Source organism: Cyanobacteriota bacterium, from assembly GCA_025054735.1.
Lineage (GTDB): Bacteria > Cyanobacteriota > Cyanobacteriia > SKYG9 > SKYG9 > SKYG9.
This window is the reverse complement of record JANWZG010000003.1, coordinates 1-24,312: the sequence shown is the minus strand read 5'-3', so window position 1 is coordinate 24,312 and position 24,312 is coordinate 1. Positions and strand designations below refer to the sequence as shown.

Here is a 24,312-nt window from a genome sequence, read left to right as displayed (position 1 = left end):
CTTGGAATGGTTCCTGGCTGTTGAAGGCTCGCCAGATGGCTGTGTTAGCAGTTCTGTTGGATGATGTGGATCGCTATAACGAGGTGATTCAGGCGGTTGATGTGCTTGATCGGTTAGCGGCTGCGGGTAACAGCCAAATCCAACTGGATAACCGGGCAGAGGTGCTCAAGGCGTTGGAGCTAGTGCGGGAAAGCTTGATTTGCGGGGTGATGACCGATCGCATTTTGCGAGAAAATCGGGGGCTGCTATCTCGGCGCTATGACCTATTTGCCAGCATTGAAACCAATTTCAGCACGTTGAAAGCGATAGAGTTGAGTCACCAAGCTAATGACTACAGCCGCTTGTTAAACCAAGCATTGCAGATTGGTACAAATGTTTATCGAGAGATTCAGGCAGTTTCACCGCCCCTAGACACTCGTTAGCCATGGGTGGAAACTGGGGATATTTCTTAAAAACCTGTCTCATTCCCAAACATTGCGCCTATAATCCTAAGTCATGGTAGTAACCTTAAACGTATGGATCCATCTAGCTGGGGTGCAGTGCTGAAGCCATTAGCCTAGCTCCTACTTGTCGAGTTCCTGTGACAGTTCTATGACTGACGATATGGCTCACGATTCTTGCTCATCGTCTTCACGACTATCTCCTTTAGCCAACCCTGAGCCTGTTATGACTCATCAGCTCCCAAAAGTAGAACCCTCAAGCCCTTCTAGCGATCGCCAGCCTTGGTCTATGGATGTGTCTGTTGACGATGTGATGAATGATGTGTTTGAGGAGCTAGATCAACTGTTGGACAATTTTGAGCGGGGACAGACTGTTGTTGAGATGGACGATGGTTATAGTCCTAGTCCAGAGCCGATCGTCGGTCATGAACCAGCTATGCCATTGACGCTTGTGCCTCCAGTAGCTCCATCCCCCAGTGTATCTTCACAGGATCCAGAGCTAGTACCGCCGGAGACTGCACCGTCTGACTCAGGACGACAGGCTAGTTCATTGGTAGATCGACTCATGTTGGGAACAGCGATCGCAGCGGTCTTGGCAACCGCAGTAGTTGGCTGGATCAACCGCCAGGACATTTATCGGTTTGTTGCTACCGTTATCGGACAACCAGCACCGCCTGTTACTGCGCCATCTCTCGATCCTCAGGTTGCTGCTGACTTGCAGTTCATTGACTACGTACAGCGCTCTCTAGAAGTCATCAATAGCACTGCTGCTAAGCCCGACAGTCTCCCTGTGGCTGTTAACCCTAATGGGTTACCTACCGTACCAGTCAGTGGTAGCCCTGCTCAGCCCTCGATGGCTCCTACGGTGTTAGAGCGTGTCTACATCCCTGTTTATCAACCACCCCAGATGTTCTACATGCCACCCACTGCACAATCACCGGCAGCAGTTCCGAGCGTGGCTGCCCAAGCACCTAAAACAGCAACGGTGGCCCCAGTTCCTTCGCCGCTAGTTTCTCCTGTTCCTACAGAAACAGTGACCCTAGTTGGTTTGTTGGACTTGGGTAAAAAGTCAGCCGCTTTGTTTGAGATTAACGGCTCACCTCAACGCATCTATCCAGGAGAGGCGATCGGCAATACTGGCTGGACAATGGTGCGAATCGCGGGTCAGGAGGCAGTTATTCGACGCAACGGTGAAGTACGATCGGTATATGTTGGGCAGAAATTATAGGGATCGGCAGCCATGGGACTTTTTGATGATCTCAGCCAGTTTTTAGAAACTCGGCTGGAAGAGTTTCTGCGTAGTCATCCACAGCTAGAACTGATGGCTTTGGATGACCAGTTACAAGAACAGGAAGAGGACACCCGTAAACTGTTGGTGGATCTTCGACGACAAGAGACAGCCTTGCAGGAGCAGATCATGGCAACAGCCCAAGAGGTTAAGTTGTGGCATATCCGCATCGATAAGGCCAAGGCAGCCGGACGCTTAGATTTGGCAGAGCCAGCCCAGGAGCGAGAAGCAGCATTGTTGCGAGAAGGCAATCAACTCTGGGGCCAAATGCGCGGTGTACAAGAGCGTATCAAGAAAACGGAAGAACTCTACCGTCAGGTGCAAGCACGGCGACAGGAAGTGCAACGCAAACTTAAGGAAGTGAAGGCGGCTGAGGCTGCATCCCAAGCCCAAGACACCTCACGGGAAACTGCTGGTTGGTATCAGGCATCCCACTATCGACCCCGATCGCCTGCAGATCCTTTAGAGCAGAAGTTTCGCCAGTGGGAAATGGATGATGAAATTGAGCAGCTCAAGCGCCAAATGGGTCGCTAGGTAGGCAGCTATTAGCCCTCTACTCGGCATCCTGCTCCATAGCCATCACCCGGATAATATCTCCTCTGGTTAAAATTCCAACTACACGATTCTCGTGGTCGAGCACTGGCAGCCGACGGACATTTTTCTCGTGCATTAACTTAGCCGCAGACCGCAGCGACTGCTCTGGCCGCGTGGTGATCACATCTCGGCTCATAACATCAGCAACTGTTTGCCCTAGAACCTTGTGTAGATCACGCTCATAGCGTTTGGGATTCTCTAGGTAAATCACACTGTCTAGCAGCATAATATAGGCAGGAGGCGTAGCTCCAGTCTCTTGCCACATTAAGTCTGTTTCTGACACAATGCCCACTAGCTGTCCGTCTGCATTGACGACGGGAAGGCCACTAATGCGCCGATCGGCCAAGAGCTTAATCACATCCTTGAGGGATGTTTCGGGCTGCACCGTCAAGGGGGGGTGACTCATGGCATCGGCAACGGTTCTAGCCATAGATTCATTACCAACGAGTGTCTAGTTCTATTGTAGGAAACTACCGAAATCAGGGCTGTGAGACTTCACAGGATGTTACAGCTTGCGGTTACAGGATAGCAGTGGCTACTGGTTGGCTCACTGCTCTAGCTGAGCAAAGTTGTAGGGAGCAGTGAAGTTGTTATAGCGAATTTTGAGGCGATTTTCAAACTGGTGATCTAGGGCATCAATCTGTTCGCTGAAGACCGATTCGTCATCCCAAGCGATAAGGTAAGCAGCGTTGTAGATCATGCTATCAGTCAGCAGGTCATTTTCGATCGTGCTAGCGGCTAAGGGATTAAGGGTAGCGCGAAAGGTGTCGATGATGGCTTGTTGACGAGCCTGTAACCCTTGTTCTATTGCCTGCCCAATGGCAATTACCTCATCCATCCGTAGAGACTTGCCCTCTAAGCGATCGCGCTCAGCTTTCAAGGCCTGGTTTTCAGCCATTAGCATCGCTAGCTCGGCCTCATTGTCCCAGAATAGCTTGACACCGACTTCTCGCTTGCCCTGTAGACGGCTAAGCAACTGGTGGAGTTGATCTCGCTTGGGGATGATTAAGTCCTCCATAACGGGCTGCCAGTCTTGGACAATCAAGCCGAATTGAAGCGGCAGCAGAGAGCGATAACCCAACTGCATGGCTGTTTCTAGTACCTTTTCGTGGTCTAACAGGTTACGCCGACTAGCTAGATACCGCTCCTGTTGAGCCTCAGAAAAGAGGATAGCAAAGTCATCTAACAGTTGAACCCTGACGGGCTGTTGATCCAATCCTTGAAGGTCTAGAGCTTGGGGGCCTGGGGCTGGAAAGATGCCATAGAGGTAAAAACCATATCCCATAGGTGTCACTGATGTAGTGGGTAGAGTAATGCTCCTGATCGGCAGAACTCACCTAATACTTTACGCTGATTCTGGCACTAGCTTCAGGATGAAAATTGGCCGATAGTATAAACTAACGCTCAGCAGCATGGCGATCGCTTGGGGATGCAGATGGCTACAGCAACAACTGACGGCCTGGAAAAGGCCCTAAAGCAATTCTTTGGATATGACCAGTTTCGGCCAGGTCAGCGAGAGATTGTAGAGGCAGCGCTGACAGGCCAAGATGTGTTGGTAGTGATGCCTACTGGGGGTGGCAAGTCATTATGTTTTCAGCTTCCGGCTTTGGTGCGATCAGGGCTGACGATTGTGGTGTCACCCTTAATTGCTCTGATGCAAGACCAAGTGGAAGCACTACAAATCAATGGCATCGCAGCGACGTTTCTCAATAGCAGTCTTTCAGCCGTGGAAAGCCGCGATCGCTCCCAAGCTGCCCTCAAGGGTGAGATCAAACTGCTGTATGTGGCTCCAGAGCGACTGTTGCTAGAGAGTTTTTTGCTGGACTTTTTGGGTTCTATTCAAGCTGGAGTGGGATTGACGGCAATCGCGATCGACGAAGCGCACTGCGTGTCTGAATGGGGACATGACTTTCGCCCGGAGTATCGCCAATTGCGGCGACTTCGACAAATCTATCCCCAAGTGCCAATCATGGCCCTGACGGCAACCGCTACAGAACGAGTGCGCCAAGACATCATCAGCCAGCTAGACCTGCGTCAACCCTACTGCCACATTGCTAGCTTCAACCGTTCTAATCTCTACTACGAGGTGCACCCTAAACACCGGCGTGGTAACCAAACCTTTATCCAGCTTGTGCAGCAGGTGCAACAGTTAACTGGGCCTGGCATCATCTACTGTTTGAGTCGCAAGCGGGTGGATGAGTTGACGACCCGCCTGAACCACCATGGAATTGCAGACCTACCCTACCATGCAGGCATGGATAACCGACAGCGCAGCGACAATCCGCAGCGGTTTATTCGGGATGATGTCCGGGTTATGGTTGCTACGATCGCCTTTGGCATGGGGATCAACAAACCCGATGTTCGCTTTGTCATCCACTACGACCTACCCCGCAACATTGAAAGCTATTACCAAGAGTCAGGGCGTGCAGGACGAGATGGCGAACCGGCTCATTGTACCCTCTATTTCGGGCTGAGTGATATCAAAAGCATAGAGTGGTTGATCAGCCAGAAGGTAGATCCTGAAACCGGAGAACCCTTAGTGGCAGAGCAACGCATCGCCTACCAACAACTCCGCCAAGTCATTGCCTATGCCGAAAGCTCAATTTGTCGGCGTACGATTCAGCTTGGCTACTTTGGGGAAACGTTCGCTGGCAACTGTGGCAATTGTGATAACTGTCGGCATCCAAAACCTTTAGAGGACTGGACGATCGACGCTCAGAAGTTTCTCTCTTGTGTTGCCCGCTGCCAAGAGCGATTTGGCGTTGCCCATATTATTGATGTGTTGCGCGGATCCCGGAGTGAAAAAGTGCTGAGGCATAAGCACGAACAACTCTCTACCTACGGCATTGGCAAGGATCGCCAAGTAGACGAGTGGCGGCTGCTAGCCCGCACACTGATTCAGCAGGGACTAGTGGACGAAACCAGCGATGGCTATTCCATCCTGAAACTCAACGCCCACAGTTGGGAGGTCATGCGCAAACAGCGGCAAGTCTGGATAGCGATCTCCAAACCCCAAGCTCTAGAGCAGCCAACCAGTAAGTCGTCCACTGCGCCAGAGCTAACTGATCCCGCAACGGCAGGGTTATTTCAGCACTTGCGTCAGTTACGGAAACAACTAGCTGATGAACAATCAGTGCCACCCTATGTAGTGTTTAGTGATGCCAGTTTGCGGGCAATGGCAGTAGAGCGACCCACGACTTTAGCAGCCTTCGATTGCCTCCCTGGGGTAGGACGACGCAAACTAGAGCAATACGGTCGTCTGTTTACAGATGCTATTCGTTGCTATTGTCACGATCACAACCTAGAGACTGACCAGAGGGTTCAAGCAGAAGTTGTACAACCCACGCCGTCTTCTACCCAACTGGTAACCCTGCAACTGTTTCGTCAGGGCTTGACAGTACAACAGATTGCTGAGCAGCGGCAACTGAAGGCTACGACGATCGAAACCCACTTAGCAGAGTTAATTGAACAAGGGGAAGCCATTGACCTTGACAATCTCGTCGAGCCAGAGCGACAGGCTGTGATTCGTGCCGCCCTAGAAACCGTTGGTGCATCAGCCCTAAAACCAGTGTACGAGTATTTACAGGGACACTACAGCTATGGTGAGTTGCGCCTAGTGCGTGCCTATTACCAAATCACAGGCGAGCTACGCTCCTAGGACTGATGCTGGCATTCTTAGCAGAGATTAGTCTAGGGATTGGTCTGAGAATTGACTATGCTGCCACAACTTCGACTGTAATCGCGGCTGTAACCTCAGGGTGTAACTTGATGCTAGCGGTATAGGTGCCTAACTTCTTGATAGCAGGCAACGTGATATTACGCCGATCGATCTCTTTGCCGATCGCCTGTTGAATCAACTCCGCCACTTCCCGATCAGTTACTGTCCCAAATAGCACATTCTCTTCGCCTGCTTGCTTAGACACAGTTATCTGGGCAAGCTTTTCCAATGCCGCTTTTAGTTCCTCTGCCTCTTGCTTCAACGCCGCTAATCGCTGACGTTCCTGCTCACGCCAACGCTCCACTTGCCGCAAAATAGCTGGCGTTGTATGCACAGCTACCCCCCGTGGAATCAAATAGTTGCGGGCGTAGCCAGGAGCAACATCCACCACATCCCCGACATTGCCCAACTTAGCAACGGCTTCTTTCAATACGACCTGTACACGCTTTGCCATAGTAGTTTCCTCTGCTCTGGATCCTTGCAACTGCACCCTTGCAACTGCATACAAGGATTTAGGATCATAGCGAGTTCTGTAGCCCTTCCGCAAGGACTTTAGTACAGAAACCAAAGCAGCAATTTCATGGGTTTGCCTAGATTCTCTAAGGGAGAAAGTCGAGCTTGGGACAACCTGCGCGGTATACTGCCATGTGAACTTGACAACATGGGTATGGGTAATGGTTGCAGTAGCGGTGTTGGCGGCAGGCAAAGGGACTCGCATGAAGTCGCAGTTGCCGAAGGTTATGCATCGGTTGGGGAGCAAATCCTTGCTGGAGCGCGTTCTGGATAGTGTGAATATCTTGAATCCGACCCGACGGTTGGTGATTGTTGGCTATCAGGGGGAACGGGTAAAAGCCTCGTTACAGTCGTATCCAAACTTGGAGTTTGTGGAGCAAGCAGAACAAAAGGGAACTGGTCACGCAGTCCAACAGCTTTTACCTCACTTAGAGGGTTTTGACGGCGACTTACTAGTGCTGAATGGAGATGTGCCCTTGCTGCGGCCAGAGACCCTGAAGCAATTACTGGATGTGCATCGTCAACATGGCAATGCTGCTACTATTCTCACGGCGCAGGTACCCGATCCACGGGGTTATGGTCGGGTATTTTGTGATGAACAGGGGCTGCTCAGTCAGATTGTGGAACACCGCGATTGTACCCCTGCCCAACGTCAGAATAACCGCATTAATGCTGGGGTCTATTGTTTTCGCTGGCCAGAGTTAGCCGCCTTGCTGCCAGAGTTGAAGGCTGATAATGACCAACAGGAATATTACCTCACCGATGTAGTGAGCTGGCTGAAGCCGGTAATGGCAGTGGATGTGGAAGATTACCAGGAAATTCTGGGGATCAACGATCGCCAGCAGTTGGCTAACCTCTACGATATCTTGCAACTACGGATCAAAGCAGCCTGGATGATGTCAGGGGTGACCTTAATCGATCCGGCTAGTATAACGATCGATGACACTGTGGAACTTCACCCCGACGTGGTGATTGAGCCGCAAACCCACCTACGAGGCACCACTGTAATCGGCACTGGCAGCCGTATTGGGCCAGGGAGCCTGATTGAAAACAGCCATATTGGCGAGAATGTGACCGTTCTCTATTCTGTGATTACAGACAGTGTGGTGCAGTCTGGCACGAGGATTGGTCCCTATGCCCACCTGCGGGGTCATGCTGAGGTGGGGCAAAACTGCCGGATTGGCAACTTTGTGGAGCTAAAGAATGCTAAGTTGGGCGAGCGTACCAATGCTGCCCACCTATCCTATCTAGGAGATGCTACCTTGGGCACACAGGTCAACATCGGTGCGGGAACTATTACGGCTAACTATGACGGTGTTCGCAAGCACAGGACAGTGATTGGCGATCGCTCTAAGACTGGATCCAACAGTGTGCTGGTCGCCCCTATTACCCTAGGTGCAGATGTTACCGTCGCCGCTGGATCTACAATTACCGAGGATGTGCCTGATGATTGCCTGGTAATTGCTCGCAGTCGTCAGGTAGTGAAACCTGGCTGGCGGTTATCCACGAGTGACTAAGGCAGTGACCTGCGATCGCCGCAGTAAATTTCCCCGCCAGGCATACCCCGCATACCGCACCTTGACCCGATCGCCCGGTTGAGCCGAACCTTCCGTAAGCTGATGGCGCTGGGGATCGTAGGGTACTTCATCTCCAACTGCATCTAGATAGGCCAATCCCCATTGGGTTAATAGGCGATCGAGGGGGGTCAATAACAGTAACACATTCTTAGCCGGTAGTTGTGGATTATGGGTAGCCGCATACCGAGCTGTAGGCAGTTGCACCAACAAAGACTCCAAGGTGTCTAGACTATGGCGCTGAAGCTCTTGGGTCAGCAATTCTCGTTGTAGGTTTAGTTGTTGATGTAGTCGATCGTACTCTTGCCGACTGACCATAGCGGGGGGCTGATCCGTTTGTGGCTGAGGGTCTGGTGTTGATGCTCCAAAGGCACTAAGAAAGTCTGCTAAGGACAGTCGGAGTGCCCGACTGAGGGCTTGCAACACCGCTAGGCGCATGTTGTGTAAATTACCAGCTTGCACTTGCCGTACCTGCCACAGGGATACCCCAGCTTGGCGGCTGAGCGATCGTAGACTGGAAATGCCAGCCTGCTGCATCAACATCTGTAGCTGTTGACAATAGGGCTGACTTGTCATGAGTTATTCACATTCCCGTCCACTGAATCCACTTCGTACTTAAACTGGCATTGTTCTGCTACCAGCATCAGATGCTTAGACGAGGCACGAGTTGGCGTGTAAGCATTCGTCTCCCACTCACTCACTGTTTGCTGTCTCACACCTAGGGTAGCTGCAAATTCCATTTGAGTAATGCCCATGTGCATCCGCAATGCCTTGATTAACTCTCCTGTCCACACGATAGTATCACCTTGGCGTTGCGCTTTATACACCGACGGCGGCCTGCGGAAAGTGATTTGCTGGCGCTCTAGGTCGATCGTATCCACTAGGTAGCCAGCATCCATCCAGGCAGAGGCTTGAAGCGCACCCTTTGCCCGATTACCCCACCATCCCCGACTATAGTAGGCAGACTTTGGCAAGTTGCTGCCTAGAATGGTTTCGATTTCTGCCAGTGTCAAGGTCACGACGAGTTGGTCACTGCGACGGAGGTAGTCAAGTAGAGGTTGATACTTACTGCCGCTTTTCACGCCTGCATCCTCACAATCTACTAGCCAAGTATCTCAATCATTAGCCATACACCTGATTATCCCAATCATAGCAACACACTTGCATCCACAGGATCTGGATTGGCTAATCCCCGCCAAACAAGAGCGGGAAGAGATTGAACCCCCTTCCCGCTGTTGATATTGATACCATTTTTAAGAGTTATCCGTAGACGCTGGAACTGTTTCTTGCGTTGGCGATGCCGAGCACTGCCGCCCCTTCCCTTGTGGTTGCGCCCCTGCGATCGGGGTGACTCCCACCGTTTTAGTTGTCGAGCCATAATATTTATCCTTTCCGTGCTAACCAGTAACTCCATAGTAGCAAGTCCAAGTTCCAGGAAAGAGGCAACTAGTTACCTTTAGCTTGCATCGGCAGCCCATTGCGCCCATGCAGATGCACCCGTAGCCAGTAGTTGTTCAATTCTTCCGATCGGTTAGTTCTGCCATCGTCTCTCTAAAACAACTCAATTTCATCCCACTGATGGACAGGCTAAATTTCTCCAGTACAATTGTCAAGAACTGTATCGCCCATTGCCCATGTCCGACGTGATTGATGTCAATAGCGTGGATTCAACTGCACAGCACAATGGTCAGGTAACGAATAATTTGGTAGCTGAGTCAGGACTACGCTCTCTGTCTCGCTCTGGCGATCGCAACACCATTCGCGTGCGGGGTGCACGACAGCACAACTTAAAGAATATCGACTTAGAATTACCCCGCGATCGCTTGATTGTGTTTACAGGAGTGTCAGGTTCTGGCAAGTCATCCCTGGCCTTTGATACGATCTTTGCTGAGGGGCAACGGCGCTATGTGGAGTCTCTTAGTGCCTATGCTCGTCAGTTTTTAGGCCAGGTAGACAAGCCCGACGTAGATGCGATCGAAGGCTTAAGTCCAGCAATTTCCATTGACCAAAAGTCCACCTCTCACAACCCGCGGTCTACAGTAGGTACAGTCACTGAGATTTATGACTACCTGCGGTTGCTATTTGGGCGAGCTGGAGAGCCACATTGCCCCCACTGCAATCGCAGCATTGCTCCCCAAACCATTGACCAGATGTGCGATCGTATCCTCGCCTTGCCAGAACGCACTCGTTTCCAGATCTTAGCGCCCGTAGTGCGTGGCAAAAAGGGCACCCACAAGAAGCTACTGTCTAGCCTGGCAGCAGAAGGCTTTGTGCGAGTACGGGTCGATGGGGAAGTTCGGGAGTTGAGTGATGCAATCGAATTGGATAAAAACCAAGCCCACACGATTGAGATTGTGGTGGATCGTCTGGTGATCAAGCCTGGATTGCAAGAACGCTTGGTAGACTCTCTTACCACTTGCCTCAAGCGCTCCGGTGGCATTGCTGTCATCGATGTGCTTAGTGATGACTCTTCCACTGAGAGTAGTTTAGAACCATCACCCTCTAAGTTTCCAGCACCTACCCCAGCGAATAACGTTATTTCCCTATCTTCTCGGTTGCCGATCGCGGCGGAAAAGGGGGGCGGTTACAGGGTTGATGCTGAGACTACTCACCCATCACCATCTAGTCCTTTAGGACGACGCATACCCAGCGAGGAGCGACGCACCAAGGAAGAGCTTGTCTTCTCTGAAAACTTTGCCTGCCCTGAGCACGGTGCTGTGATGGAAGAGCTATCGCCTCGGTTATTTTCCTTCAACTCTCCCTATGGAGCTTGTCCTGCCTGTCATGGCTTGGGCAGCCACCGCAAGTTTTCGGCCGATTTAGTCGTGCCCAATCCTGAGTTGCCAGTCTATGCAGCGATCGCCCCTTGGTCAGACAAAGACAACACCTACTATCTGTCATTGCTCTACAGTGTTGCTGAAGCCTTTGGTTTCGATATTCAAACCCCTTGGAAACACCTCACCCCAGAACAGCAGCATATTCTCTTGTATGGTTCTCCAGAGGAAATCTGGGTTGAAACTGACTCGCGCTACCAGGGCAAGCGTGGTTACTATCGTCGCTATGATGGTGTGCTGCCTTTACTCGAAAAGCAGTATCACGAGTCTAGTTCTGATACTTACAAGCAAAAGTTAGAGAAATATATTGTTGAGCAAACCTGTGAAGTTTGTCATGGCAAGCGTCTGAAACCAGAAGCACTGTCTGTGCGCATTGGTCAGTTCCGCATTACTGATTTTACCAGCGTTTCCATTCAAACCTGTCTAGAGCGTATTAACACTGTAAAACTCAGCGATCGCCAAGCCCAAATTGCCGACCTAGTGATGCGAGAAATTCGCGCCCGCCTCCAGTTCCTGATAGATGTAGGGCTAGACTATCTCACCCTTGATCGTCCAGCCATGACACTCTCTGGCGGCGAAGCCCAGCGAATTCGGCTGGCTACCCAAATTGGCTCTGGTTTGACCGGGGTATTGTATGTCCTAGATGAACCCAGCATTGGCCTGCACCAACGCGATAATACTCGCCTCTTGAACACCCTAATTAAGCTGCGGGACTTGGGTAATACCCTGATCGTAGTGGAGCACGATGAAGAAACTATTCGCGCCGCAGATCATATAGTTGATATTGGCCCTGGCGCGGGTGTGCACGGTGGCCGCATTGTTGCCCAAGGTGACCTAAATGCTATACTCGCTAGCCAAGAATCCCTTACAGGCGCGTATCTTTCTCGCCGACGGGTCATTCCTACTCCGACGCAGCGCCGAACGGGTAACCACAAAGTACTACGGATGCGGAATGCTCACCGCAATAACCTTAAGCACATTGATGTGGATATTCCCCTGGGGAAATTGGTCTGTATAACCGGTGTTTCTGGCTCCGGCAAGTCTACCTTAATCAATGAGCTGTTGTATCCAGCATTACTTCACCATTTTGGCAGTAAGATTCCCTTTCCCAAGGAACTTGATGCTGTTGAGGGGTTAAGTGCTCTAGACAAGGTAATTGTGATTGATCAGTCACCGATCGGTCGCACCCCCCGCTCTAACCCGGCTACCTACACAGGCTGTTTTGATGTGATTCGCGACTTGTTTGCTGAGACGATCGAGGCCAAGGCCCGTGGTTACAAAGCCGGACAGTTTTCCTTCAATGTCAAGGGTGGGCGTTGTGAAGCTTGCGGTGGGCAGGGGGTGAATGTGATTGAGATGAATTTTTTACCGGATGTTTACGTCCAGTGTGAGGTGTGTAAAGGGGCACGCTACAACCGGGAGACATTACAGGTTAAGTACAAGGGTAAATCCATCTCAGATGTGTTGAATATGACCGTAGAAGAAGCGGTCGTGTTCTTTGAGAATATTCCCCAAGCGGCTACCCGTCTGCAAACTCTGGTGGATGTGGGTCTGGGATACATCCGACTAGGACAAACTGCCCCTACATTGTCTGGTGGAGAAGCACAGCGGATGAAGCTGGCCTCTGAGCTATCTCGTCGTGCCACGGGTAAAACCCTCTATTTAATTGACGAACCTACTACAGGACTTTCTTTCTACGATGTCCACAAGTTGCTAGATGTGGTGCAACGCCTGGTAGACAAGGGCAACTCGGTGCTGGTGATTGAACATAACCTAGATGTGATCCGATGCTCGGATTGGATTATCGACCTAGGGCCAGAGGGGGGCGATCGGGGTGGTGAAATCATTGCTGAGGGTACGCCTGAAACGATCGCTACCATTCCCCATTCCCACACAGGTCGCTATCTGCGTCAAGTCTTGTCCTAGGGCAGTGCTATCTCGGTGAGCATGTGCTTGCTCTAACTGCGCCAGCGTAGCACTTGTTCCTTAACTGGGTTGACAAACTCCCGTTGCTCGGCCACAGCCTTGGCATATTCAGCTTTGAGCTGGTAATACCAACGAGCTTGGGCATCTGCATCCTTGATCAGCATTAACGATGGGTCGTATTTCAATCCATCCTGTTGCTTGATCACCACATCTCGATCTTGGTTCATAAATACCGTCACTAGGGGCTTGAGGATAGGCCGCAGGAGATTAATCCAAGGTACCGTCCAATAGAATAGGGTGGTGACTTCGGTTTCAGTCTCAGAGATGGGGGTGACCGCTGTCAAATTACAGACTGTGTGTTTGGCAGTTTTGATATGTTCAATCCGCACTCCAGGCAGACGAAAGGTAATCTCCACCTCTGGGGTGCCACCAAGCAGGCGATAAATCAGAGACTGCCGCAGCAATTTGTGTCGCAGCATTGCAAAGCCATAGGGCCTAGGGCCAAAAGCTTTGGCTTTCTCAAACAGGGCCGTCTTGGGTCGCCACCACCAGACTTGATGCACAAAGGGACCATGGGCTGGATCCATAAGTCCAATTACAGCGTGATCTACATAGCAAGGAAAATGAAAGACATCAACGGACTGGTAGGAACGATCGCCAAAATCAGGCACTAGGGGAATATCCATTACAGGCACAGGGTCGATCGCCCGTGGATCATTGGGCATGTAGATCCACAGGTTGCCTTGAGCCTCTTGCACAGGGTAAGGCTTTATTCGTAGACGCTGCAAATCCAGATCACTAGCTTGGTCATCCGTGAGAGCAGGAATAGCTGTGCAGTGCCCTTGGGGATCAAAGCGCCATCCATGGTAGCAACACTCTACCTCGCAGCCGTCAAACTTGCCGTAGGAAAGAGGGATGCCACGATGGGGACAAATATCACGAATGGCGAAGGCCTTGCCCTGACGATCGCGTCCAAAGAGAATCGGCTCACCTAACAGCGTTTTGGCCACCATCTTGCCGGGCTGAAGGCGCGCACTCGGCATGGCATAATACCAAATATCGCGCAGAAAATAAGGTTGATTACCTGTCACAGTCTAGGATCCAGCGTTACGGGGTTAGAAACGTATTGTTACAACCGTACCACAGTTACCCACTCTGCAGATAGCAACCATGGCACTTGACATGATACCTAATTGGCTGAATCGGTTTCACTCTCTGGACGACGCAGATCAGATGGGGGTCGATCGCTGCTCCAGGCCCACCAGGGATTGCCACAATTGCACTGATAAAACTCTTGCCACTTGCGTCGATGATCATCGGTATAGACTGGCGATCGGCGGTTAATCCATACAGCCGTTGCTTCTGTACAGGCGGCTTGACAAACTGGGCAACGAAACTGCACTGCGTGAACAGCAGCAGTTGTCCATTCTGGGGGAGTTGGCTGAAAGGCATCCATTAGCCGTTTACAATGGGAAACACACTCTAGTTACAAACCACGCGATCAAAATCATAGTCCTATGGGAGTCTTAGCTGCAATTTTAGTGCTTGCCCTACTGATTATTGTCCACGAATTAGGACATTTCCTTGCTGCTCGTCTTCAGGGCATCCATGTCAACCGGTTTTCCATCGGCTTTGGCCCTATTTTGTGGAAATATCAGGGATCACGGACTGAATATGCCCTGCGGGGCATCCCACTGGGCGGCTTTGTAGGCTTTCCAGACGACGAGGACAATAGCGAGATTCCTGCTAATGATCCAGATCTGCTGCGGAATCGGCCACTGCTGGATCGAGCGATCGTGATTAGTGCTGGGGTACTCGCTAATTTGCTGTTTGCCTATCTCATCCTAGTAGCTCAGTTAGGCATTTTTGGTGTGCCTGAGGGATTCAACTATCAGCCCGGAGTGCTAGTGCCGCAGGTTATGGCCGAGAACTCTCCAGCAGCCCAAGCAGGCATCAGGGCGGGGGATGTAGTCATAGCAGTCGAAAATCGACCCTTAGGAGCCTCTGAGTCGGCAATTACCGATCTGATGACTGCCATTCAAACCCATGTTAACCAACCGCTGACGCTAACCATTGAGCGCAATAATCAGCCATTGCTGATCCAGGTTATTCCTCAGCCAGGTGCTGACGGCAAGGGGCGCATTGGCGTGCAACTGCTGCCCCACGGTAAGCCATCCTATCGCCCAGTAAAAAACCCTCTTGAGGTCATCAATCTAGCTGCCACTCAGTTTCAAACTATCGTCAGTCGCACTGTGACTGGCTTTACCCAATTAGTTACCCACTTTCAGGATACAGTAGGTCAAGTTGCCGGCCCAGTTGGGATTGTAGAGCAGGGAGCTAAGTTCGCTCGCAACGACATGGCTAGTCTATTTACCTTTGCAGCTATTATCAGCATTAACTTGGCAATTTTGAATATTTTGCCCCTGCCAGCATTGGATGGCGGACAACTAGTGTTCCTGATTGTGGAGGGCCTGCTAGGCAAGCCACTGCCCAGCAAAATCCAAGATGGAGTCATGCAAACGGGGCTAGTGCTGCTGTTAGGACTCGGTGTGTTCTTGATTATTCGAGATACAGTGCAGCTAGATAGTATTCAAAACCTGTTACAGCGATAGGTAACTCATCGGGCTTTGCTGAACAGAAGTATGATTCTTGTGCTTGAGCTGCTCGCAGCCCTTTCCCTGCCTCACCCTAGTTCTCTCCCTTGGGAGAAGGAATAGGAGTTCTAGATCCCTTATTTTCCTTGGGGAGAAGGGGTTGGGAATGGGAGCAATTCATATCTATGTTCAGCAACTATGTTCAGCAACGCCTATTTTTCATCCTGACCCTACATGCATCCACCTGCCTCTACCCAGCGTCATCCACTGCAACGGTTACTCCGCTATGGACAGCGCTATCGCCGACAGACATGGCTAGCGATCGGCTGTTCGGTGCTCAACAAGCTGTTTGACCTAGCTCCACCAGCATTGATTGGCGCAGCCGTAGATGTGGTTGTGCAACGGCAGGATTCTATGATTGCCCGCTTTGGAGTACCCGATCCTACTGTACAACTGGTAGTGTTGTCGCTACTGTCTGCGGTGATCTGGGGGCTAGAATCTGCCTTTGAGTATGCCTACGATCGCCTCTGGCGTAACTTGGCACAGCAAATTCAGCATCACCTGCGGTTGGATGCCTATGGTCACTTGCAAGAACTAGAACTGGCCTATTTTGAAGAACGCAGCACTGGGGAGTTAATGGCCATCCTCAATGATGACATTAACCAACTGGAGCGGTTTCTTGATCGAGGTGCCAATGAGGTCATTCAAACCCTGACCACCGTGCTGATTATCGGTGGTGCATTTTTTGCCTTAGCTCCTGGCGTGGCTTGGTTGGCTATGCTGCCCATGCCGTTTATCCTCTGGGGATCGATCGCCTTTCAGACAGTGCTGGCTCCCCGCTATGCTAGTGTCCGTGAGCAAGTGAGCTTGCTCAATAGCCGCTTGGCCAATAACCTAGGGGGCATTGTCACGATCAAGAGCTTTGTCACAGAAGCCTACGAGCAGGATCGCCTTGCTATGGAAAGCCATGCCTATCGCCGCAGCAATCAGCGGGCGATCGCCCTTAGTGCTGCCTATGTACCGCTGATTCGCATCATTATTTTTTTGGGCTTCGTGGCTATTTTGCTGCTGGGCGGTCGAGAGGCTCTGGCAGGTCGCCTATCTGTAGGCAACTACAGCTTGATGGTATTCCTGACCCAGCGCCTGTTGTGGCCTCTAACGCGCCTAGGCGAAACCCTAGACCAGTACCAGCGGGCCATGGCCTCCACCAACCGGGTGATGAACCTGCTGGATACAAAACCCCAGGCGTTATCCAGGGTTGAAATGCCCAGTAGCCCAACTCCTCTCCTCCCATTTCCTATCCGCGGCGATATTCACCTCCGAAACATCACCTTCGCCTACCGCGATCGTCCTCCTGTGATTGAAAATTTGACACTCCACATCCCTGCTGGCAAAACAACGGCGATTGTTGGGTCTACTGGATCAGGCAAAAGTACCCTAGTGAAGTTGCTGCTGCGTCTCTACGACATTCAAGCAGGTAGCATTACCCTAGATGGGATAGATGTGCGAGAGATCCCCTTGGCTCAGTTGCGACGAGCGATTGGTTGGGTTAGTCAAGATGTATTCCTCTTCCACGGCACCGTGCGGGAAAACATCATCTACGGCAGCTTTGAAGCCACAGATACAGAGGTAATTGCTGCGGCTAAGGTCGCCGAGGCCCACGATTTCATCCAGCAGTTACCCCAAGGCTACGAGACGATCGTTGGTGAACGGGGGCAAAGACTCTCTGGCGGCCAACGGCAGCGTATAGCTATCGCCCGTGCAGTGTTGAAAAATCCTCCTATTCTCATCCTAGATGAGGCTACTTCTGCTGTAGACAACGAAACTGAAGCTGCTATCCAAAAATCTTTAGAGCAGATTACAGCCAATCGCACAACGATCGCGATCGCCCATCGCCTCTCTACCATTCGTAATGCCCATCAAATCTACGTCATGGAGCATGGTCGTCTAGTAGAACAGGGCACCCATGACCAACTACTCACCAACCCAGAGGGCATCTACACTGCACTGTGGCGGGTACAGATGGGCATTCGGTCAGTGGGGTAGTAGGAATGGGAGCGAGAACAGCGGCGGGGGTTAACACAACGAGTTGTGCGTCTGTTTGAACTGACGTGATAGCCCCTATAGATAGATTCCGTTGGTATTATTTGCCAATGCAAAAGCGGCTGAAGATTTGGTCTAAAACGGATTCTGTTACATCGTCACCTGTGATTTCACCCAGTGCTTGGATGGCACTGCGCAGGTCGATCGTCCAAAAGTCTAGGGGAAGTTGATCGGCGATCGCTTGCTGGACATAGGTCAGGGATGCTTGGCACCGCAGCAGTGCTGCTTGTTGACGTTGGTTGATGGCAATTTCTAGGTTAGCGGCGTGCAGGTTACCAGCGTTTACAGTCGTGAGAATGGCTTGCTCAAGCTGGTCAATGCCTTGTTGCTGGGCAGCCGATGTGGCCACGACCTGAGTGATGTCTGGCCAGTGATGGCGGAGGTGGGCAAGGTCAGTGGTCGGGGGTAATAGGTCGATTTTGTTGACTACTAGAATGAGGGGACGGTGACGAACCTGGGTGTAGATGGTGTGGTCATCCTCAGTCCAACCCGTAGTTGCATCAATCACTAGTAATACCAAGTCAGCAGCTTGAGCTACTTGGCGCGATCGCGCTACCCCCAACTGTTCAACACGATCGCTGGTGTCCCGAATTCCGGCTGTGTCTAACACCTGTATGGGAATGCCACCTACTACGAGGTGAGATTCCACCACGTCACGGGTAGTGCCTGGTAGGTCAGTCACGATGGCACGATCGCTGCGGCTCCAAGCATTTAACAAACTGGACTTGCCGACATTAGGGCGACCCACAATGGCCACGTTTAAGCCTGATCGCAACAACCTGCCTTGGTCTGCCGTAGCCAGGATGTGATCCACAGTCATGGCAACTTGGGCTAGCTGCATTTGCACCCCCATTTCATCCAAGGGAGGCAAATCATCCTCAAAATCAAGGCGAGCTTCAATTTCCGCTAAGATACCCAGGCAAACATCCCGCAGCCGACGAATAGCATGGGATAACTTGCCCTGAATGCCCGCCAGTGCCAACTGGGCAGCCTGCGGAGACTGTGCCCCCACTAGATCAGCAATGCCCTCAGCTTGGGCCAAGTCTATGCGTCCGTTGAGAAACGCCCGCAGGGTAAACTCTCCTGGTTGGGCTAACCGTGCTCCCTGGGCTAGACACAGGTTAAGGGTCTGTTGCACGGCCATAATCCCACCGTGGCAGTGAAATTCTACAACATCTTCACGGGTGTAAGAGCGAGGGGCCAGCATTAGCAAGAGCAGGGCTTCGTCGATCGTGGCCTTGGTTTGGGGATGGCGAATATGGCCATAGAGGATACGATGGCTCTCCCATGGTTGACGACCAGGCGCATGGAATAGGGAACGAGCGATCGCCACGGCCTCGCTACCTGATACCCGAACGATGCCCACACTACCCTGTTGAGGCACAATCGCAGTGGCTATGGCGGCAATTGTGTCAGTCTTCACCATCAAGGGAAGGCCCATCCTCTAGGTCAAGATCATCATCGGAGGCTTCACTACCACCGCCTACGGCTACAAGGTCAATTTGCTGGCGGTAGTAGTCAACACTCTTGACTTGCACTTCAACGCGATCGCCCAAGCGAAACTGACGGCGGTTTTTGCGACCTACTAGGCGTTGTTGGCGCGATCGATACTCATACCAATCATCCTTAAGGGAACTGACATGTACTAGCCCTTCCACCAACAGATCCTCTAATTCCACAAAAAAGCCATAGGACTGGACACCTGTAATCAATCCCTGGAAGATTTCACCTGTGTGCGCTTGCATGAAGCCAGCTTTCTTTAAGCCTTCCAAGTCTTCCTCTGCTTCTTGGGCTATCTTTTCTTGTTCTGTCAGATGACCAACCAATGCAGAAAACTGTAACTCGAACGCTTCATGAATTTCAGGGGGCAGCACATTCCAGCTAATCTTGTCATGACAAGAGCTATGGCGCAGATTCACAGACTCTTTGGCACGACTCGATTTACGATCGCGGCCTTCTAAAAAGACAGCATGAAGCACCCGATGCACTAGCAAGTCAGAGTAGCGACGCAACGGTGATGTGAAATGGGTGTAACCCTGTTCTAGAGCTAGACCGAAATGGGGACGGGGTGTTGTGGAATAGACAGCAGGTTTTAACGTTTCTAGCAACAGGTAGGTGAGAACCTTTTCGGTCTTAGAGGTAGCAAACTGCTGAGTAAAGACTTGGTAATCCAACGGTTGAATGGCATCTTCTTGGGCTAGCTGCAACTCAATACCCATATTGCTGATTAGCTTCATTAGCTCTTGCACATCGGAGTAAATAGGGGTGGGATGCACACGATAGATCCCTGGCACACCTAGTGCTCGCAAATGAGAGGCTACTGCTTGGTTGGCTAAAATCATCAACTCTAGAACCATGGGGCGGGCAACCATCGCTGATGACGTAATCACTGCTCCTAATACCCCTTCGTCGTCATAGTGGAACCGAGTGTCGGGCAAGTTCAGGTCAAATGCTCCCCGCTGGTGCCGCTGGCGATGAATCTGTTGACTGAGCCTGTAGAGATTACCCAGCATGTCACTCAGAGCTGGGTTGTCTGGGACAGCAGAGGGTTCTGTGCTGTCTGGAGAGTTTGGCAAGTATCCTCCTGCCATGAGCAGGTTTTGTACGGTTTGATAGCTAAGACTGTAATCAACGCGAATAATGGTTGGTTGAATTTCAAATTCCAGAATATTGCCGTCGTCGTCTAGGGTAAAGAGCACAGACAGGGCCAGTCGATCCTTCCCTGGCAACAAGGCACATATCTGAGACACAGCCTCAGGGAGCATCGGCAGGGTGAGATCACCCAAATAGACTGATGTTCCTCGTTTTTGTGCCTCTCGATCGAGAGCAGAGTCTGGCACTACCACTTGGGATACGTCAGCGATATGCACACCAAGTTGCCAGTGATCATCCTCAGTTCTGACTAGGGTGATTGCATCATCAATGTCTAGGGGCTGTTCAGAATCTTTGGGACGGATCGTCACGGTTAGCAAATCCCGCAGGTCGAGGCGATCGTCCTCCTCATCAACAGGCTGCTCCTCTAGGGCTGCCGCTTCTTCCAAAACAGCTTTAGGAAAGGTGCGCGGTAGGTCATATTTACAACAAACAATGTCTGTGTCAGCAGCGGACTGGGCATCACTTCCTAACACTTGAGTGACTAGACCAATGGGAGAATGTCGCCCTAGAGGATAGCGCTTAATTTCAACATGCACGAGGTGGTCAACAGCGGACTTTAGATCTATGTCACCATCTTGTAAATCCAACTCAAAGAGTAAACGATCGTCCAAGGGCACTGCTCGAAAGGTTTGGTTTTCTTCCTTGACTCGCGCTAGCACTGACGTGTTGGCCCGTTCTAAAATCACGCGCACTTCCCCTTCAGGGCTACGCCGCCGCGACCCTTCCTTCGTGACTTTGACCAATACCCGATCGCCATTCCACGCTGAGCTAAGATGGCTTTCCCGAATGTAAATATCTTCTGCCTCTTCAGCATCTTGAATCGCAAAGCAGAAGCCTTTACTAGAGCAGCGTAACTTGCCTTCAACCAACTGTTCTTCAGGGTTGCGTCGATAGCGTCCTCGCTCCTTAATCAAGACACCAACTTTGGCTAGGGCATCCAGGGCAATTTGTAGCTTGTGGGCCGAAACTTCATCCTGACAGTCCAGTTTTTTTTCCAATACTTTGGGAGCAATCAGCTTATCATCGGTAAAATTTGCTAGCAGGTCAGCGATCGAAAATTCCATGTGGCGGTTCAGTCCTTATTACTGTGCAGAATTAACAAAACTCTTTGGATCCTAGTTGGCTATTATTGTAGTACGCAGGAACGTTGCAACTACACTACGCCCTAGGCAAGAGGTAAGCAGAAGCAGAGTAGTACGCAGACAGGAGTCCAACTAGCCATGGCTACTGCTCAATCGTCAACCATGACCAGTGACTGCCGTAGGGCTTGGGCATAGTTCATGAACGCAATGGTAGCTAACACCCTCAACGCAGCTAGACGTAAGCCTCTCTACGCCTATTCATCTTATACCCTACTCTATTACTGCCAATGATGTGACTATAACTTTGATGTGACCATAACTTTTTTGACCATGACTCTTGACCATGACTCTCTCTGGTCTAGGCGTGGCAAACCATGACGACTCAACGTGACAACTCAATGGTTGCTGAAGGAGCATATCTCTAATGAGTGGCGGTAATCCAGTACTGGCAAGGTAGCCCATTACCTAAAGACTAGGCTGGTTAGGATTGTTGTCAGATGGCTTGTAGGCGCGATCGGGCATCTTGGAGTGCTTGGCGAACCTGGGCAAATCCGGTGCCACCGTAGCTGTTGCGAGCAGCCACGACCTGACGGGGGGTGATTGCTTCATAAATATCGCTGTCAAAGGCTGGGTGGAGCGATTTCCACTCATCGAGCGTTAGATCTTTCAAGAGCTTGCCCTGAGCAAGGCTGGTTTTCACAACTTGCCCCACCAAGTTATAGGCTTCCCGAAAGGGAACCCCCCGTGCTGCCAGGTAATCTGCAACATCCGTAGCGTTAGAAAAGTCTTCAGCAACAGCTTGGGCAAGGCGATCGAGGCGGAATTCAACTCCTTCTTGCAAGAAGATGGTCATAGCTTTGAGGCAGGCCGAGACGGTTTTTACGCTATCAAACAACGCTTCTTTATCTTCCTGCAAATCTTTGTTGTAGGCCAAGGGCAGCGCCTTCATTACCACTAACATGGCCTGCAAATGCCCAATCACTCGGCCAGTCTTGCCTCGCACTAATTCTGGAACGTCTGGGTTTTTCTTCTGCGGCATGATGCTAGAACCAGTGGCACAGCGATCCGTGAGGCTGATAAAGCTAAATTCTTGGGATGACCAGAGAATCATTTCTTCAGACAGGCGAGACAGATGCACCATGATTAGGCTAGCCGCACTGAGAAATTCGATAGCAAAGTCGCGATCGCTAACTCCATCCAGGCTATTGCGATAGATGCCACCAAAGTTGAGCAGGTCTGCCGTTAACCGGCGATCGATGGGGAAGGTCGTCCCTGCTAAGGCACCACAGCCTAGGGGAGAAATATTCACACGGCGATAGATTTCACCTAGGCGCTCCCAGTCTCGCTGGGCCATTTCAAAATAGGCTAGCAAATAGTGGGCAAGGCTAATGGGCTGTGCCCGTTGCAGGTGAGTATAGCCAGGGATCAAGGTTTCCACATGCTGGTCTGCTAAATCGAGAAGCACTGTCTGGAATTGACGAAGCTGGCTGCGAATATGAATGATCTGATCCCGCAGGTAAAGTCGAATATCGGTACCTACTTGATCGTTGCGCGATCGAGCAGTGTGCAGCGTTTTACCGACATCACCAACAATCTCAATCAAGCGACGCTCTACGGCAAAGTGGACATCTTCTGACTCTACACCAGGCTTAAATGTACCGTCGCGATATTCCTGACGAATTTGCTCTAGGCCAGCGACAAGTCGGTCAGCATCCTCTAGGGTTAAAATCCCTGTCTGCCCTAACATCTGGGCATGAGCTTGGGAGCCAGTCAAGTCATAGTCAAGTAACTCAATGTCAAACCCTATACTGGCGTTAAAGTGAGCAATGGCTGGATGCAATGCCTGCTCAAACCGTTGGCTCCATGTTTGCGGATCTTTAGATTCCTGATAAGGATCCATAACTAATGTTGTATCACCCTTAATACTGCCGTTTGGCTGACTCAGCCCAGGGCAAAGCCCAGGACTCAAGCCTAACCAAACGTCGTGAACTGTTTAATCATGTAGCCTAGGATGATACCGAATAACATGGCCCAAACCTGTCCAGTTTTAACAAAATGATTCCAGCTCCGCTGAAAGCTGCCTGCTAAGTCTTGACTAAATTGGCCATCGCCTGATTGCAAGAGTGTCCAATCATGATGCAATAGCCAACTGTGAAACCAATCGATCGCACCTACGTGGGGCAAGTGAGAAACTGCTGCCTGAGCTGCTCCATGGGTATCAGCCATGGTTACCAGCCAAGAACCGATTTCTGGAATCATGTCTACCATCGTCCACACATCCTTTGCAAAGGTTTGCGTATGCTAGAACATCAGGATACCCCCAGATGCTGGGAATGTGATCGCCAGGATCACCGCCGTCTGCTATATCAATACTTACCTGTTAAGAGTACACCACTTGATGGTGGGTAACCAGTCTTAGGGTTACGGCAAGTAGGGTAACCAAACTGGGAGAAACTCTGGAGATCCGTACCAAGGGCCGCCAGATGTAGGCGCGTGCTTTGCCCCCTCTAGGGTCAGGTTTTGGGCACCTTCAAGGTGAGCAGCCGCGATCGGTGTGATGCCATCTCCCCAAACACGACCATCACCGACGGTTATCTTGTAACTCTGATAGGCTAGCCAACTGCCCCAGCGCGGCTCACCATACACGGCTTTACCAGCAACACAGACGTAGCGCACGTCGTTGTAAAAGGCCCCTGGATAATTGATGTTGACAAAATCTAAGTTGCGGCGCGTCCAGGGTTCTTGGCTCACGTGGGGCGTTCCTAGGGTAACCAGGGTATGGATGCGATGACGAGCATCCCACAGGTTGGCATCCGCTTGGACATCACCATGTATCGTATAGGGCTTTTCACCCAGGTAGATGCGGGCAATCCAGCCACCAGCCGAATGCCCAATCAAGGTGACTTGACTAGTTTTAGTTGTAGCGAGCACTTCGCTCACGGTTTGATCGAGCCGTCGCAGAATCGGCACCATCGATCGCCCACCTACAGT

Annotated in this window: 21 protein-coding genes; 8 read left to right on the top strand and 13 right to left on the bottom strand. The window is 51.2% G+C overall.

Annotated features, from left to right (window positions below):
- From NZ772_00485 to NZ772_00475, 3 genes are all read left to right on the top strand, one after another.
- Positions 1-422: hypothetical protein (locus NZ772_00485; protein MCS6812045.1), on the top strand; the 422-nt coding region annotated here is incomplete at its 5' end.
- Positions 423-666: 244 nt separating this feature from the next.
- On the top strand, positions 667-1,668 hold the full coding sequence (locus tag NZ772_00480) for a hypothetical protein (GenBank protein MCS6812044.1): 1,002 nt from the start codon (positions 667-669) through the stop codon (positions 1,666-1,668).
- Positions 1,669-1,680: 12 nt separating this feature from the next.
- A complete protein-coding gene (locus tag NZ772_00475) occupies positions 1,681-2,262 on the top strand; it encodes a TIGR04376 family protein (protein ID MCS6812043.1) in 582 nt (193 codons plus the stop codon).
- Between the two features lie 19 nt (positions 2,263-2,281).
- Here the strand turns inward: NZ772_00475 and NZ772_00470 are convergent, their stop codons facing one another.
- Both NZ772_00470 and NZ772_00465 read right to left on the bottom strand, forming a co-directional pair.
- The gene (locus NZ772_00470) at positions 2,282-2,752 is read right to left on the bottom strand and encodes a CBS domain-containing protein (protein MCS6812042.1); all 471 of its coding nucleotides are present in this window, start codon (positions 2,750-2,752) and stop codon (positions 2,282-2,284) included.
- Positions 2,753-2,869: 117 nt separating this feature from the next.
- Positions 2,870-3,607, bottom strand: coding sequence for a GvpL/GvpF family gas vesicle protein (locus tag NZ772_00465; protein ID MCS6812041.1), 738 nt, complete (start codon positions 3,605-3,607; stop codon positions 2,870-2,872).
- A gap of 150 nt (positions 3,608-3,757) precedes the next feature.
- On the opposite strand from NZ772_00465, the gene recQ reads away from it, so the two are divergent.
- A complete protein-coding gene (gene recQ, locus NZ772_00460; GenBank protein MCS6812040.1) occupies positions 3,758-5,980 on the top strand; it encodes a DNA helicase RecQ in 2,223 nt (740 codons plus the stop codon).
- A 55-nt stretch (positions 5,981-6,035) separates the two neighbouring features.
- Here recQ and rplI read toward each other — a convergent pair whose 3' ends face one another.
- The gene (rplI, locus tag NZ772_00455; protein MCS6812039.1) at positions 6,036-6,494 is read right to left on the bottom strand and encodes a 50S ribosomal protein L9; all 459 of its coding nucleotides are present in this window, start codon (positions 6,492-6,494) and stop codon (positions 6,036-6,038) included.
- A gap of 220 nt (positions 6,495-6,714) precedes the next feature.
- On the opposite strand from rplI, the gene glmU reads away from it, so the two are divergent.
- Entirely contained in the window at positions 6,715-8,070 is a 1,356-nt protein-coding gene (gene glmU, locus NZ772_00450) for a bifunctional UDP-N-acetylglucosamine diphosphorylase/glucosamine-1-phosphate N-acetyltransferase GlmU (protein ID MCS6812038.1), read from the top strand.
- Here glmU and NZ772_00445 read toward each other — a convergent pair.
- The 3 genes from NZ772_00445 to NZ772_00435 form a co-directional block, all read right to left on the bottom strand.
- Positions 8,053-8,703, bottom strand: coding sequence for a helix-turn-helix transcriptional regulator (locus tag NZ772_00445; GenBank protein ID MCS6812037.1), 651 nt, complete (start codon positions 8,701-8,703; stop codon positions 8,053-8,055). The genes glmU and NZ772_00445 overlap by 18 nt on opposite strands.
- The gene (locus NZ772_00440; protein MCS6812036.1) at positions 8,700-9,209 is read right to left on the bottom strand and encodes a helix-turn-helix domain-containing protein; all 510 of its coding nucleotides are present in this window, start codon (positions 9,207-9,209) and stop codon (positions 8,700-8,702) included. The genes NZ772_00445 and NZ772_00440 overlap by 4 nt, the downstream gene beginning before the upstream one ends.
- A gap of 65 nt (positions 9,210-9,274) precedes the next feature.
- On the bottom strand, positions 9,275-9,505 hold the full coding sequence (locus tag NZ772_00435) for a hypothetical protein (GenBank protein MCS6812035.1): 231 nt from the start codon (positions 9,503-9,505) through the stop codon (positions 9,275-9,277).
- 256 nt (positions 9,506-9,761) lie between these two features.
- On the opposite strand from NZ772_00435, the gene uvrA reads away from it, so the two are divergent.
- Positions 9,762-12,887, top strand: a complete 3,126-nt coding sequence (gene uvrA, locus NZ772_00430) for an excinuclease ABC subunit UvrA (GenBank protein MCS6812034.1) — start codon at positions 9,762-9,764, stop codon at positions 12,885-12,887.
- A gap of 32 nt (positions 12,888-12,919) precedes the next feature.
- Here the strand turns inward: uvrA and NZ772_00425 are convergent, their stop codons facing one another.
- Both NZ772_00425 and NZ772_00420 read right to left on the bottom strand, forming a co-directional pair.
- Positions 12,920-13,978 (bottom strand): aromatic ring-hydroxylating dioxygenase subunit alpha, encoded by a 1,059-nt coding sequence (locus tag NZ772_00425; protein MCS6812033.1) that lies wholly within the window; start codon positions 13,976-13,978, stop codon positions 12,920-12,922.
- Between the two features lie 98 nt (positions 13,979-14,076).
- On the bottom strand, positions 14,077-14,343 hold the full coding sequence (locus NZ772_00420) for a hypothetical protein (GenBank protein MCS6812032.1): 267 nt from the start codon (positions 14,341-14,343) through the stop codon (positions 14,077-14,079).
- Between the two features lie 61 nt (positions 14,344-14,404).
- Here NZ772_00420 and rseP point away from each other — a divergent pair, with 61 nt between their 5' ends.
- Complete coding sequence (gene rseP, locus NZ772_00415; protein ID MCS6812031.1) at positions 14,405-15,499, top strand: RIP metalloprotease RseP; 1,095 nt, start codon at positions 14,405-14,407, stop codon at positions 15,497-15,499.
- 216 nt (positions 15,500-15,715) lie between these two features.
- Entirely contained in the window at positions 15,716-17,527 is a 1,812-nt protein-coding gene (locus NZ772_00410; GenBank protein ID MCS6812030.1) for an ABC transporter ATP-binding protein/permease, read from the top strand.
- Positions 17,528-17,624: 97 nt separating this feature from the next.
- On the opposite strand, the gene mnmE is transcribed toward NZ772_00410, so the two are convergent.
- The 5 genes from mnmE to NZ772_00385 form a co-directional block, all read right to left on the bottom strand.
- Positions 17,625-19,025 (bottom strand): tRNA uridine-5-carboxymethylaminomethyl(34) synthesis GTPase MnmE, encoded by a 1,401-nt coding sequence (mnmE, locus tag NZ772_00405; protein MCS6812029.1) that lies wholly within the window; start codon positions 19,023-19,025, stop codon positions 17,625-17,627.
- Positions 18,997-21,303, bottom strand: a complete 2,307-nt coding sequence (locus tag NZ772_00400) for a ribonuclease R (protein ID MCS6812028.1) — start codon at positions 21,301-21,303, stop codon at positions 18,997-18,999. Before NZ772_00400 ends, mnmE begins: the two co-directional genes overlap by 29 nt.
- 511 nt (positions 21,304-21,814) lie before the next feature.
- Positions 21,815-23,221, bottom strand: coding sequence for an argininosuccinate lyase (gene argH / locus NZ772_00395; protein MCS6812027.1), 1,407 nt, complete (start codon positions 23,219-23,221; stop codon positions 21,815-21,817).
- Positions 23,222-23,292: 71 nt separating this feature from the next.
- Positions 23,293-23,589: a hypothetical protein gene (locus NZ772_00390; GenBank protein ID MCS6812026.1), complete on the bottom strand. Its 297-nt coding sequence runs from the start codon at positions 23,587-23,589 to the stop codon at positions 23,293-23,295.
- Positions 23,590-23,742: 153 nt separating this feature from the next.
- Positions 23,743-24,312: lipase (locus NZ772_00385; protein MCS6812025.1), on the bottom strand; the 570-nt coding region annotated here is incomplete at its 5' end.